Origin of the sequence: Acinetobacter sp. YH12251, assembly GCF_013417465.1 — a bacterium.
Taxonomy (GTDB): Bacteria; Pseudomonadota; Gammaproteobacteria; order Pseudomonadales; family Moraxellaceae; genus Acinetobacter; species Acinetobacter amyesii.
This window is the reverse complement of the sequence record NZ_VPDZ01000028.1, coordinates 1-13487: the sequence shown is the minus strand read 5'-3', so window position 1 is coordinate 13487 and position 13487 is coordinate 1. Positions and strand designations below refer to the sequence as shown.

The window sequence follows — 13487 nt, the reverse complement described above, 5'->3', positions numbered from 1 at the left end:
CGATATTTACAAGTTAGTGAATAGCTTATTGGGATTAGCAACTAAATTTAGTTTAACTTATAAAAATCATGAAACACTGTTCGAATTTTAAGCGTGGAACATGAATAATCAATAAAAAGCCGCTCTGCTGGTGCCCTATATTTCAGAACGGCTTGCTTTAATATAATGATATTTAAAGAGAAATATCAAGCATTACGTATAACGTGTATTATGTTAATTTTAGGAAAAGTGAAAAATAATCTACAATAGAATCTACGAAAAATTGGCCATCAATTATGCCTGATTTCTCCAGTGGAAATAATTGGATTGTGAGATCCCCCACTCAAAATCATAAATTAGAAAGAATTGAAGCATTTCTTTCCAATTATGCTTATAAACCTCACCGACATGATACTTATGCTATTGGCAGGACTCTTTCCGGAGTTCAAAACTTTCATTACAAAGGTACATTGCAACATAGCTTGCCAGGCATGACTATGGTTCTACACCCGGATGAAAAGCATGATGGTGAATCAGGAACATTAGATGGCTATCGCTATAGAATGATTTACATCGAACCAGCGATGATCCAAACCATTTTAAAGGGTAAACCTTTGCCTTTTATCAGACATGGCTTAAGTAATGATATTCGCCTGTTTAGGGCAATGGATAGCTTTCTAAATAATATAAATAATTATATGGATACCCTAGAAGAGGAAGATGCTCTATTTGATTTGGCAACTACACTGTGTGAAATTTCAGATACTTCATCTAACCAAAACAAAAAATTTGACTACAAGGCAGCAGAGAGAGCGCGTGAGTGTATTTTGGCGTATCCACATGAAAACTTAAGTTTGTCAGATTTAGAGAAACATGCTGATCGTGACCGCTGGAGCCTTTCTCGTGATTTCCGATTATTATTTGGAACTAGCCCACACCGTTATATGATCATGCGTCGCTTAGAAACAGTTAAGTTCTACCTTGCTCAAGGGGAGTCTATTGTTAATGCTGCTTTAAATGCAGGCTTTTTTGATCAGAGTCATATGACCAGACATTTTATAAAAACATTTGGTTTAACTCCCACTCAATGGAAAATGATAAATATTAAAAGATAGCCGTTCGATTTGAACGGCTAATTTGTCCTACAGCAGATTTATTCCATTAAGAAAATCTTTGAACATAAAAAGCCCTGATAAAATCAAGAGTATACCCATCAGCTTATTTAGCCGATTAAACCAGATAGGATTAGCAATTTTGTTGCCTAATACTTTTCCAACCAGAGCATAGGTGAATGGTGCGCCAACAGCACCAAGTGAAATCAGTAAAGAAACTATCAAGATCATGATTCCTGTGATTTTGGCTGCAGGGTACATAATTGTCGTAACAGGTAGAATGACGAGAATGGCTTTTGGATTTAATAACTGAATAAATAAGCCATTTAAGAATGTTAGATGGCTTTCTTGCTGTTGAGTTGTTTCTACATTCGCCCTAATCATTTTTATAGCCAAGTAGAATGTATAAATTGCACCCGCTAAAGCAATATAATGAATCAATCCATGTGGAATAACAGCTTCACCTATATAGCCAAACAATACGAATAAGATCAACATGGCGAAACCAATGCCTAGGTAAAATCCTATAGTCTTTTTTAATTGACCTGTAAGGCCAGAATTTAGCCCCATAAAATTTACAGGGCCTGGGCTATACATAACGCTTAATGTATAAAGAAATATTTCCACAGAGTTCACTCAATTAGATAGCAATAAACATCAAAGAGAGAACGGTATCGAGTTATAGGCCTTAAAGATTGTACGTTTGTGCTGAACTAATTAAAAATTTCTATTTAACTTATGTTCACCTAAAGTTCACTTCATAAGTGTATAAAGAAACTATGTATTGTATTTTCAATTGCTTATATAAATATTAGTCTTGGTTTAGAATTTTAAAGTTCATGAACTATGAGAAAAAACTAAGATACGATCAAAATTGTAGAACAACAAAATTATTTATACTAATTTACAAGCCACGCTGTTTAAGCGTGTCATTAAAAAATAAATCTTTTAATCTCTCCACACAATCTCCACACAATCTCCACACAACATCAGCAATTCATAAACACTGCTATTTCAAAATAGTAGTATCTAAAACCCCCCCTCTGAAAAAGCATGTCAACACATTATCATTTAATAGGTTCAATACTTATTACAACTGTACTTTTAATCGGCTGTACACAAGCCAAAGATGCTGAACAGTCCCCAACAGAAATGCCACCAGCGGTTGTCAGTACCATCACGGTATTACCGCATTCCATGAATTTAATTGAAAATCTTCCAGGCCGTGTTGTCGCTTACCGTATTGCTGAAATTCGCCCGCAAGTAGGTGGAATTGTTGATAAAGTACTTTTTAAGCAAGGCTCTTATGTGCAAGCAGGTCAACCGCTTTTTAAATTGAATTCTGAAATATTTCAGGCAGATGTAAAAAGCAATCAAGCCACTTTAAACCGTGCACAAGCTGAGGTGACACGTTTGCAGGTGCTGTTAAAACGCTACACTGAATTAGTAAAAGTAAATGCGGTTAGTCAGCAGGAATACAACAATACCGAAGCAGATTATCAAAAAGCAAAAGCCGATGTGGCGCAAATGCAAGCCATGTTAAGCAGACAACAACTTAATCTTAAATATGCGACTGTTACAGCCCCTATCTCAGGAACGATTGGTGAAATCTTAGTGACTGAGGGTGCATTAGTTGGTCAAGGTGATACTAATGCAATGGCCGTAATACAACAGATTAATAAAGTCTATGTTGATGTAAAGCAATCAATTAGTGATTATGAAAAACTACAGGAAGCTTTACAGCAAGGTGACGTGTCAAATACCAAACATACGGTTGAAATCCTAAATAGTCAGGGTAAACCTTATAACGTTACAGGTGAAATCCTATTTTCGGATACTAAAGTTGATCCTGATACGGGTGATGTCACAATCCGTATTTTAGCCAATAATGAAAATCAAAAACTTTTGCCAGGCATGTATGTTCGAGTCAATATGAGCCGAGCTCAAGTTGAAAATGCGCTCCTAGTTCCAGAACAAGCGATTCAACATGATATTAGTGGTAAAGCCAATGTTACGATTGTTAATCAAAAAGGTTTAGCGCAAAGCAAGCCTGTTCAGCTTGGTCAACGTTATCAAAATAACTATGTGATCAAACAAGGGTTACAAGCAGGTGAGAAAGTCATTGTTGAAGGGGCTGATCGTATACAGCCTGAGCAAAAATTAAAAATTAAGCAGTGGCAACCTACAAATATTAAGGAAAATGGAGGACAGCAATAATGTCCCAATTTTTCATTAGGCGTCCTATTTTTGCATGGGTGATTGCTTTATTTATTATTCTGTTGGGTGTACTAAGCATCCCCAAGTTACCTATTGCACGATTCCCAAGTGTTGCGCCACCACAGATTAGTATTACGGCAATCTATCCAGGTGCTACGCCAAAAACATTGAATGATAGTGTTGTGACCTTGATTGAGCGGGAAATGTCAGGTGTCAAAAACTTACTTTATTACAGTTCAAGTTCAGATAGTTCTGGAACAGCAACAATCACCGCAACATTTAAACCAGGTACAGATGTAGAACTTGCACAAATTGATGTGCAAAACAAAATTAAAGCCATTGAGTCACGCTTACCTCAAACAGTGCGACAACAAGGGCTGATGGTCGATGCTGCGTCGTCTGGTTTTTTAATGATGGTGGGCTTAAGTTCACCGAATGGCAAATATAGTGAAATTGATGTCAGTGACTATATGACTCGCTATGTGATTGAAGAATTAAAGCGGGTTGACGGTGTTGGTAAAGTCCAAAATTTTGGTGCTGAAAAAGCCATGCGGATTTGGGTCGATCCAGATCGTTTGGTTTCTTATGGATTGAGTATTCAAGATGTGAATACAGCCATCCAAAACCAAAACTTGCCGATATCACCAGGTCGTATTGGTGATGTTCCTGCTTTGACGGGGCAACAAATTACTATTCCTTTAACTGCTCAAGGTCAATTAGAAACTGTAGAGCAATTCAAGAAAATTAGTTTACGTGCTCAACAAAATGGCGCCAATGTTCGACTGTCGGATGTCGCTCGTGTCGAAATCGGGGCACAGATGTATAACTTTGCGATTTTAGAAAATGGCAAAGCCTCTACAGCTGTGGCGATACAAATGAGTCCTGGTGCCAACGCTGTCAAGACTGCAGAAGGTGTTAAAGCGAAAATTGAACAGTTAGGTTCAGCACTGCCTGATGGTATGAAATTCTCTATACCTTACGACACTGCACCTTTTGTAAAAATCTCGATTGAAAAAGTAATCATGACATTGCTTGAAGCTATGGCATTAGTTTTTATTGTCATGTTTATCTTTTTACACAATGTTCGATACACCTTAATTCCGGCGATTGTTGCACCGATTGCATTGCTTGGCACATTCTCAGTCATGCTGCTTGCTGGTTTTTCGATTAATGTGCTGACCATGTTCGGTATGGTGCTTGCGATCGGGATTATTGTCGATGATGCGATTGTGGTCATTGAGAATGTTGAACGCATTATGGCGACAGAAGGCTTATCTCCAGTTGAAGCCACATCTAAAGCCATGAAGGAAATTACCAATCCGATTATTGGCATCACCTTAGTGTTAGCCGCTGTATTCTTGCCGATGGCATTGGCGTCAGGCTCAGTGGGGATTATCTATCGTCAGTTCACCATTACCATGTCGGTTTCAATTTTATTCTCAGCTTTCCTTGCACTGACATTAACCCCTGCGTTATGTGCAACGATGTTAAAACCGATTGATCAAGACCATCAGAAAAAGGGTGTTTTTGCATCGTTTGATCGCAGTTTTGAGAAGCTGAACAATCGCTATGAACGCAGTTTATTTAAAGTAATTAAACATAAAACCCTCGCAATGTTATGTTTCTTAGGCATTGTCATTGTGCTGATTTTTAGTTTTAAACACGTTCCGACTGCGTTTATGCCAGAAGAAGATCAGGGGTGGTTTATGACTTCGATTCAACTTCCTGCGGATGCAACTCAAGAACGTACCCGTAAAGTCGTTGCTGAGTTTCAAAATTATTTAGACCAAGAAACGGGGATTAAAGACAATATGGCGGTCTTAGGTTTTGGTTTTAGTGGATCTGGTCAGAATACAGCGATGTATTTTACCAATCTATTGCCATTCGAAGAGCGTACTATTACGGCACAAGAAGTCGTGAATAATGCCAATATAGCGATGGCTGAAAGTTCAGAAGGTCAAACCATGTCTGTGTTACCACCAGCAATTGATGAATTGGGTAACTCATCTGGTTTTTCACTGAGATTATTAGATCGTGGCAATATTGGCATGCCTGCTTTAAGAGAAGCACAAGATCAGCTTTTAGCATTAGCAGCACAAAGTAAAATCGTGGCGGAGGTCTATCCTGAAGGTTTGCCAGATGGCAGTTCTGTACAGCTTAAAATTGATAGAGATAAATTGCAGGCATTAGGTGTTAATTTCAGTGATGTGACCGATATTATTTCAACCTCAATGGGTTCGATGTATATCAATGATTTTCCAAATCATGACCGTATGCAGCAAGTCATTGTGCAACTTGATGCCAAATCACGCATGAGTATTGAAGATATTCTTCAGATTAAGGTGAACAGTCAAAGCGGTAAATTGGTTTCAATGTCTGAAATAATTACTCCAATTTGGCAACATTCCCCACAACAATACAATCGTTACAACGGTCGTCCATCATTGAGTATTTCTGGCAGTCCAGCAGCAGGTATATCTTCAGGACAAGCCATGACTGAGATGGAAAATTTGATTGAACAACTTCCGAAAGGTGTGGGTTATGAGTGGACTGGGATTTCTCTAGAAGAAAAACAGTCGGAATCACAAACCTTGTTTTTATTACTGTTGTCGATGTTAGTCGTTTTCCTTGTCTTGGCAGCGCTTTATGAAAGCTGGTCAATTCCATTCTCTGTGATGCTAGTTGTCCCTCTAGGGTTGATTGGCGCCTTTTTAGCAGTAATGTTACGTGGTATGCCAAATGATATTTTCTTTAAGGTCGGCATGATCACGATTATTGGTCTATCTGCAAAGAATGCTATTTTGATTGTTGAGTTTGCAAAAGCACTAAGAGAAGAAGGAATGGGTTTAGTGGAGGCAACCGTTGCAGCCGCTAAATTGCGCTTACGTCCAATCCTAATGACATCTTTGGCATTTACCTGTGGCGTTATTCCTTTAGTCATTGCCAGTGGCGCTAGTTCTGAAACTCAAAAAGCGATTGGTACAGGCGTCTTTGGCGGCATGATCAGCGCAACAATTCTAGCTGTTATTTTTGTACCGATTTTCTTTATTGTCGTCATGAGCATGGTTGAGAAATTCTCGAAACGTAAAGCGGCACATTAAGCATCAAAACTGAGAATAAAAGCTGTGGGTTAACGAGTTTAGCCCACAACAAATCTTTCATTTACATCTTTATTTCAGAATTGATTTAATAAACCATCAATATAGGTTTAATCATGAAAGCTACCAATCTTGATCCGAAACGCTGGTGGATATTGCTCGCTGTCGTGCTTGCATTTCTGCCGATTGTGATTGATATGACTGTACTGCATGTTGCGGTTCCCTCATTAACCCAATCGCTGAGTGCCACAAGTAACCAAGTCTTATGGATTATTGATATTTATCCATTACTTATGGCTGGACTTTTAGTTCCGATGGGAACTTTGGCTGATCGTGTCGGCAATCGTAAGATTCTGCTGATTGGCTTGGTTATATTTGGAATTGCCTCAGTCCTTGCGGCATTTTCCCAAACGGCTTCTATGCTGATTGCCGCACGTGCTTTATTAGCATTAGGCGGTGCCATGATTATGCCCTGTGTATTGGGTATTATTCGCAGAACCTTCGAAGACAGTCGCGAACGTGCCATTGCGCTGGGTATTTGGGGCACAATCGGATCAGCCGGTGCCGCCATTGGACCGCTCATTGGTGGGGGATTGTTAGAATATTTCTGGTGGGGTTCAGTTTTCCTGATTAACGTCCCAATCATGCTGGTTGTCGCACCAATGTGCTATTTCTTATTGTCCCGAAAAGAAGCTATAACCCCTGGACATTGGGCATTTGGTCAAGCGCTATTGCTGATTGTCGGTTTGATTTCGTTTGTATATGCACTAAAAGCAGGCTTAGGCGGTAAACAGTCGTTGTTGATTGTCTTGCCTTTGGTCGTTTTATCTATCGGCTTATTAACCATATTTGTACGCAAACAGCTGAATTCTCCTCAGCCGATGCTAGATCTTTCGCTATTTTCACGTCCTGCTATTTTAGCCGGCATTATTATGGCAATGGTTGCTGCAGGCGCTTTGGCAGGGGTTGAGTTAACTTTGGCAATGGAGCTGCAATATGTCATTCGTTTAACACCGCTGCAAGCCGGTCTTTTTATGGTTCCGATTATGGTTGCGGCCGCTATTGGCGGGCCTATTGCTGGTTTTTTATCCAATAAATTTGGACTCCGTCTGGTTGCGACCATGTCATTAATATTGGCAGCAATTGCGTTGGTCAGTTTGAGTTATTCAGATTTTCATCATCCGGGAATCATCGTTCCCTTTATTTTAGCTTCGATTGGATTAACACTGAGTATTGGTTTAACAGCTTCATCCATTGCGATCATGGGCTCAGTACCTGCAGAAAAGGGCGGTGCGGCAGGTTCACTTGAAAGTACAGGTTATGAACTGGGTACAGGACTAGGTATTACTTTATTTGGTGTTTTCATGGCCTATATATTTGGCAGTCATCTTCAAGTGCCGTCAGATTTAACTGCTGTTTTAGCAGAAAAAGCCAGACTTTCGATTGGTGATACCTATTTAGTGGCGAGCCAGTTACCCGTTGAACAAGGTACAGCATTGATTAACGCAGGTAAAATTGCCTTCAGTTCAGCTCATGTTAATTTATTATTAACAGCAGGGATTATCATCGGGATACTCTCCATTGTGGTATTTTTTATGCTAGCTAAATATCGAGATGAGAATTCATTGTGATGAAATTTATTTGAGGATCATCAAACAGAATGGTTAAGTTCAGACATCAATTTATCTTAAATTTATGGTTTAAATTAAGCCGTATTAATCTGAACTTAACACATTATAAATGAGTTGATGTCTTACGATTTAGTTGAATAGTAAAACAGCTGCCACCTAAGTTTTTGGATTTAGAATAATAAATATGACCTTGGTGTGCTTCAATAATTGCATCAATCACTGCCAAGCCTAATCCAGTACCGCCATCTAGACATGATCTAGAGTCTTCCAGTCGATAGAAGGGTTTGAACAGGTGTTTAAGATGCGATTCATCAATACCAGGACCTTCATCTTCAAACGTCAATACCCAATGTTCTGCTGTGGTTACAGATGTAATATTTATTTTTCCAGCATTCGAATATCTTAGAAAGTTAGAGAACAATGCAATAAAGACCTGTTCCATCCTTCTTATATCAACGCAAACCAATTTATCCGTCAAATTTAAAACAATAGTTAAACCTTTAACATGAAACCGTTCATTAAACATCTGCAGACATTTTTCAATACTATTTTTTAAATTGGTCTTTTCTAGTTCTAATCGTAATTGTTTATTTTCAATAAGTGTCAGTGTCCGTAAATCTTCCACAAGGTAAGATAAGCCTTCGACTTGGTTCAATAAGCTTAGGTGTAAAGCTTTATCGGCAATAAATATACCATCGACAATACCTTGCAAGCGACCTTGTAATATTGTCACAGGTGTTCGTAATTCATGTGCAATTGCAGCATTCCAAACAGTTGAATTCTTAACTGATACTTCAAGTTGGTTTGCCATTTCATTGAAGTTCTCAATAAGAGACTTGATTTCATGTGGAATATCATGATGTGGCTGTTTAATTCTGAGTGCTAAATTGCCTTGTTGAATTTGTTGAATAACATCTGCTAAATCACTAATTGGCTGTGTATAGCGTTTTCCATATTTAAAGGCGAGGATAGTAGAAAGAAAAAAGCCTGTTAATAGCACTAAAAACAGCCAGATAAAGTCAACGGAGGTAACTGAAAATTCATTTGAATTAATAACTTGTGTATTTAGAAAACCTATTTTTATCGCCCAGCTATAAACAAAATAGCCAATCATGAAAGATAACAGCGTAATGCCTAAATTGAATAGGCTCATCATGATAATAAACTGGAAGTTAATTCCAACAGAATTTTTAAAAAAGTTAAATTTCATGATTTTGATCTAAGCGATACCCCACGCCACGGACATTGATTAATAAGCCATTTACATCATTTTCTTCAAGTTTTTTGCGTAATTTGCTGATATGGCTATCTACAGTGCGATCTAAAGCATCACTTTCAGGCATACAGTTTTGGATCAATTCATTACGTGTAAAGACTTTATTCGGTGTTTTTGCCATCAAAAACAGTATCTTATACTCAGTTAACGTAAGGTTGAGCAACTGATTTCTTTGACCATTTGAAATGTAAACTTGATGATGATCTGGATTAATTTCAATATTTCTATAACGAATAATATTAGTTATTTCCATATTTTGGCTTGTACTTCGTCTAAGTACGGCTTGTATTCGTGCAATCACTTCGTTTGGGTTAAATGGCTTAATAATAAAGTCATCAGCACCCATTTTTAGCCCCATGATCTTATTCACTTGATCATCTAAGGCAGTCAGCATAATGACAGGTAAATGACTTGTTTGACGGATGATTTGTAGAATTTCCCAGCCATTTAGTTTGGGTAATTTAATATCAAGGAGAATCAGGTCGATAGAGTTGGCTTTTAGGCACTCTAAAGCTTGTTGTCCATCCAATGCACGGATGACCTGCATGTTTTCATTTTTTATGTATTTTTCAAGAATGTCACCAATATCATAATCATCTTCTACAACGAGAATGACGCTGTTTTCGAAGCTGTGCTGTAGATTTGGATACATATATTTTATCTTAGATGAAGTAGCTATGCATTTTAACATTTAATTGTGTAATGGAGATGATTAGACGAGCAGTCATTTATATTTGTAATTGAGGGGTGACATATAATAAAATTCGTTGCATATCAGTATTAATGAACAAAATGTCAATTATCATTCATTTAACATAATGGTGGTTATACGCAATACACTTGTATATTAATCTAAATATCAACCACTTAATAAAAATAGAAAAATCCAAAAATGACCAAAAAGCCGATTTTGAAACAAGTCGGCTTTTTTTATGAGCGGTTTTGATACTTCTTGCCAATAAATTTGACTAAAAAATAGTCAGTTTTGAGGTTTTTCAAATTTTATCAATACCTCAATGTCCAAAATTATCCACATTTTTTGTGGATAAAATTTAGGCTATTTTGTAAGCCCTGGCTCATACCAATCTCGGCCCTTTGCTGCTATCCGCAATACTGGAAATTTCCTATCATGAAGACATAGAGAGCAGGATGCTCCAGATAAAAAGAATAAGATGAACAACAAGGAACGTGAGATCAGACAGGAGTCAGATCTAAGCGCCAAATATGGAAAAGCCCGACAGGATGTCGGGCTTTTTTATTGCCTATCCTTTCTCATTTGCAAAACAAACATAATGCCCCTAAAATATAGACTATAATCTATATTTTGGTTGTGGTATGTGGACAGTCATTACGACAGATCTATTTAATCAGTGGCTTGAACAGCAAGATGAACCTACACAAGAGAAGGTCCTAGCTGCCCTGGTTGTTCTACAGCAGCAGGGACCGAGTTTAGGCCGTCCTTTAGTAGATACTGTGTATGAGTCTAAATTTACCAATATGAAAGAACTGCGTGTTCAACATCGCGGTAGATCCTTAAGAGCTTTCTTCGCATTTGATCCCTTACGACAGGCTATTGTTCTATGTATTGCTGATAAAGGCGGTAAAAAGCGTTTTTATAAAGACATGCTGGATATTGCAGATGAACAATACCAACTTCATCTCACTACCCTAGGAGATAAATCTAATGGCTAAGACTCTGCAAGAATTGTTAGCTAGCCGCTCTCCAGAGAGCCAAGCCCGTATTCAAAAAATGGCTGATGAATTACTGCTAGAAAATCAGCTTCATCTTATTCGTGAAGAACTCGAAATTTCTCAAAAAGAGCTTGCTGAAACTTTGGGAATAAAACAGCCATCGCTTTCAGCAATAGAAAATCGTGGCAATGATCTTAAGATTTCAACCTTGAAAAAGTATGTTGAGGCAATGGGTGGGAAGCTCCGTATTGATGTAGAGCTTCCAACAGGAAAACATATAGGATTCAACGTTTAACAATAAAAATGGGAGCTATAGGCTCCCATTTTTAGATTCGTATAACGTTGAACCCAACGGTAAATAGTCGTGTGATCAACATTCACACCCCGTTCGGCCAGCATTTCCTGCAGTTCACGATAGCTAATGCCATATTTACAATACCAGCGCACAGCCCAAAGAATGATTTCGCCCTGAAAATGCCGACCATGGAAAGGATTCATATGCTGCACCTTTAGCTAAAACAGTCTTCAGCTTACCATTCGTGGTTATTTGCAACAGTGCCGATTTTTTGAAAAAAGCATAGGTCTAGATAATCAAGCTAGATTTTTTAAAACTCCACATTGGTCAATTGTACATAAACCATCACAAGTACCTCTTAAATCAGATAGTTGTTCAATAAGCTTTTGTTGCTTGATTATATTTTCTCTGATAGCACTGACATGTAAGTCAATTAATTCATTCACATCTGAACAATTTTTCTCAGGTTTGTCTTTATAGGTAAGTAATTGACGAATTTCATTCAAACTCATATTTAAAGTTCGGCAATTCAAAATAAATTTAATTCGCTCAACATAGCCTACATCGTAAAGGCGGTAATTTCCTTCCGTTCTTTCCGGTTCCGGAATTAAACCTTCCTTTTCATAAAACCTAATTGTTAATACTGAACATGAGGTTTTTTTAGAGAGTTCACCAATTTTTAAATGCATTGAGTTAGTATTTCCAAAGATTCTTGACTCTATAGTAACTATAGGGGTTCTAATATTCAAAGTTTATAATTTTTTTAATGGGTATAATTATGAGTGGTTGTGGATGTAGTAAAGAAACACCATGCGAAGATAAGAAATCTCAACAAGAAAATCATCCATCAATTGCAGAAGCAAACAATTCAAAGAATTGTGATAATACGCTTAGCTGTTGTGGTGAAGAGGAAGAAAAAAAATCTTCATCTCCTTGCTGTAACACTTCAAACAGTTGTGAAGATACCGCTCAATCCTGTTATGGTTCTGATCCCAAAGAAAATTTAAGCACTGAAGATATTTTAAAAGATTCGCACTACATGAGTGAATACTTAGTTCCCAAAATGGATTGTTCTGCGGAAGAACAGATGGTTCGTATGGCGCTATCTTCAATTGATGGTGTTCAAAAACTCATCTTTGATTTACCTAACCGTTCTTTAAAGGTTCTACATAATCAAAAAGATGAAAATATAACCACCAAACTTGAAGCTTTGGGTTTTGGTGCAAAGCTTGTGAAGACTGAAACTTATATAAGCAATCAACAGGCTAAGCAAACAAGTACCTACACCATTCCTAAAATGGATTGCTCTGCTGAAGAGCAAATGGTCCGTATGGCTCTTGCAGATATTGAAGCAGTTAAAGGTCTTACTTTTGATCTTCCCAATCGAAAACTGAAAGTCTTCCATAATGAAGGGATTCAGCAAATTACGGCTAAACTCGAAGGACTGGGTTTTGGGGCGAAACTTGATGAAACACAGCTTTCTTCAGGCGATATACCTAATGAACCTGATCCTGTGAGACAAGCTAAAGTACTTAAACTGTTATTAGGTATTAATGCTCTACTTTTCTTTATAGAATTCATCAGCGGTATTATTGCTGCGTCTACGGGATTGATTGCTGATTCTCTAGATATGTTTGCCGATGCAGCCGTTTATGGTATTGCGCTATATGCCGTCGGAAAAGCTGCGAAATATCAAATAAAAGCAGCCCATTTCGCAGGTTGGATTCAGTTATTACTTGCTGTTATCGTGATTGTTGATGTCATTAGACGATTCATGTTTGGAAGCGAGCCAGAATCAACGCTCATGATTGTTATTGGCCTGCTCGCACTTATAGCTAACGTGACATGCTTATATCTTATTTCTGGTCATCGAGAAGATGGCGCACATATGAAAGCCAGTTGGATTTTCTCGGCGAATGACGTTGTCGTAAATATGGGCGTTATATTTGCCGGTGTACTCGTGGCGTGGACGGGATCAGCTTATCCAGACTTAATCATTGGCATACTGGTTTCTTTATTCGTACTTAATGGTGCCCGAAAAATTTTGGCTTTGAAGTAAGGGCACTGTTGCAAATAACCACGAATGGTAAGCTGAAGACTGTTTTAGCTAAAGGTGCAGCATATGAATCCTTTCCATGGTCGGCATTTTCAGGGCGAAATCATTCTTTGGGCTGTGCGCTGGTATTG

At 38.0% G+C, this 13487-nt stretch carries 11 protein-coding genes and 1 pseudogene; 7 read left to right on the top strand and 5 right to left on the bottom strand.

The window, feature by feature from the left end; translation table 11 throughout:
• Positions 1–275 precede the first annotated feature (275 nt).
• Positions 276–1094 (top strand): AraC family transcriptional regulator, encoded by an 819-nt coding sequence (locus tag FTV27_RS16360; RefSeq protein WP_032073151.1) that lies wholly within the window; start codon positions 276–278, stop codon positions 1092–1094.
• Between the two features lie 27 nt (positions 1095–1121).
• On the opposite strand, the gene FTV27_RS16355 is transcribed toward FTV27_RS16360, so the two are convergent.
• Entirely contained in the window at positions 1122–1718 is a 597-nt protein-coding gene (locus FTV27_RS16355; protein ID WP_074163998.1) for a LysE family translocator, read from the bottom strand.
• A gap of 426 nt (positions 1719–2144) precedes the next feature.
• On the opposite strand from FTV27_RS16355, the gene FTV27_RS16350 reads away from it, so the two are divergent.
• From FTV27_RS16350 to FTV27_RS16340, 3 genes are all read left to right on the top strand, one after another.
• A complete protein-coding gene (locus FTV27_RS16350) occupies positions 2145–3308 on the top strand; it encodes an efflux RND transporter periplasmic adaptor subunit (RefSeq protein ID WP_032073150.1) in 1164 nt (387 codons plus the stop codon).
• On the top strand, positions 3305–6409 hold the full coding sequence (locus FTV27_RS16345; RefSeq protein WP_270915313.1) for a multidrug efflux RND transporter permease subunit: 3105 nt from the start codon (positions 3305–3307) through the stop codon (positions 6407–6409). Before FTV27_RS16350 ends, FTV27_RS16345 begins: the two co-directional genes overlap by 4 nt.
• 113 nt (positions 6410–6522) lie before the next feature.
• Positions 6523–8037 carry an MFS transporter gene (locus FTV27_RS16340; protein ID WP_032073148.1) on the top strand — a complete coding sequence of 505 codons (1515 nt, stop codon included), beginning with the start codon at positions 6523–6525 and terminating at the stop codon, positions 8035–8037.
• A 103-nt stretch (positions 8038–8140) separates the two neighbouring features.
• Here FTV27_RS16340 and adeS read toward each other — a convergent pair whose 3' ends face one another.
• Entirely contained in the window at positions 8141–9247 is a 1107-nt protein-coding gene (adeS, locus tag FTV27_RS16335) for a two-component sensor histidine kinase AdeS (RefSeq protein ID WP_032073131.1), read from the bottom strand.
• Positions 9237–9965 carry an efflux system response regulator transcription factor AdeR gene (adeR, locus tag FTV27_RS16330; protein ID WP_032073130.1) on the bottom strand — a complete coding sequence of 243 codons (729 nt, stop codon included), beginning with the start codon at positions 9963–9965 and terminating at the stop codon, positions 9237–9239. Before adeR ends, adeS begins: the two co-directional genes overlap by 11 nt.
• 683 nt (positions 9966–10648) lie before the next feature.
• On the opposite strand from adeR, the gene FTV27_RS16325 reads away from it, so the two are divergent.
• Positions 10649–11005 carry a type II toxin-antitoxin system RelE/ParE family toxin gene (locus FTV27_RS16325; RefSeq protein ID WP_115736331.1) on the top strand — a complete coding sequence of 119 codons (357 nt, stop codon included), beginning with the start codon at positions 10649–10651 and terminating at the stop codon, positions 11003–11005.
• A complete protein-coding gene (locus FTV27_RS16320; protein ID WP_005237493.1) occupies positions 10998–11300 on the top strand; it encodes a helix-turn-helix domain-containing protein in 303 nt (100 codons plus the stop codon). The genes FTV27_RS16325 and FTV27_RS16320 overlap by 8 nt, the downstream gene beginning before the upstream one ends.
• Before the next feature lie 41 nt (positions 11301–11341).
• Here the strand turns inward: FTV27_RS16320 and FTV27_RS16315 are convergent.
• Both FTV27_RS16315 and cadR read right to left on the bottom strand, forming a co-directional pair.
• Positions 11342–11503: pseudogene (locus tag FTV27_RS16315) on the bottom strand (IS6 family transposase); the annotation flags it as partial.
• Between the two features lie 93 nt (positions 11504–11596).
• Complete coding sequence (gene cadR / locus FTV27_RS16310) at positions 11597–11989, bottom strand: Cd(II)/Pb(II)-responsive transcriptional regulator (RefSeq protein ID WP_000550240.1); 393 nt, start codon at positions 11987–11989, stop codon at positions 11597–11599.
• 89 nt (positions 11990–12078) lie between these two features.
• On the opposite strand from cadR, the gene FTV27_RS16305 reads away from it, so the two are divergent.
• Positions 12079–13359 carry a cation transporter gene (locus tag FTV27_RS16305; RefSeq protein WP_005237495.1) on the top strand — a complete coding sequence of 427 codons (1281 nt, stop codon included), beginning with the start codon at positions 12079–12081 and terminating at the stop codon, positions 13357–13359.
• Positions 13360–13487: the final 128 nt, after the last annotated feature.

Bases quoted from the DNA above. Each gene is read 5' to 3' on its own strand.
- FTV27_RS16340 (WP_032073148.1), top strand. From the start codon at position 6,523: ATGAAAGCTACCAATCTTGATCCGAAACGCTGGTGGATATTGCTCGCT.
- FTV27_RS16325 (WP_115736331.1), top strand. From the start codon at position 10,649: ATGTGGACAGTCATTACGACAGATCTATTTAATCAGTGGCTTGAACAG.
- adeS (WP_032073131.1), bottom strand. From the start codon at position 9,247: ATGAAATTTAACTTTTTTAAAAATTCTGTTGGAATTAACTTCCAGTTT.
- FTV27_RS16320 (WP_005237493.1), top strand. From the start codon at position 10,998: ATGGCTAAGACTCTGCAAGAATTGTTAGCTAGCCGCTCTCCAGAGAGC.
- FTV27_RS16350 (WP_032073150.1), top strand. From the start codon at position 2,145: ATGTCAACACATTATCATTTAATAGGTTCAATACTTATTACAACTGTA.
- cadR (WP_000550240.1), bottom strand. From the start codon at position 11,989: ATGCATTTAAAAATTGGTGAACTCTCTAAAAAAACCTCATGTTCAGTA.
- adeR (WP_032073130.1), bottom strand. From the start codon at position 9,965: ATGTATCCAAATCTACAGCACAGCTTCGAAAACAGCGTCATTCTCGTT.
- FTV27_RS16305 (WP_005237495.1), top strand. From the start codon at position 12,079: ATGAGTGGTTGTGGATGTAGTAAAGAAACACCATGCGAAGATAAGAAA.
- FTV27_RS16360 (WP_032073151.1), top strand. From the start codon at position 276: ATGCCTGATTTCTCCAGTGGAAATAATTGGATTGTGAGATCCCCCACT.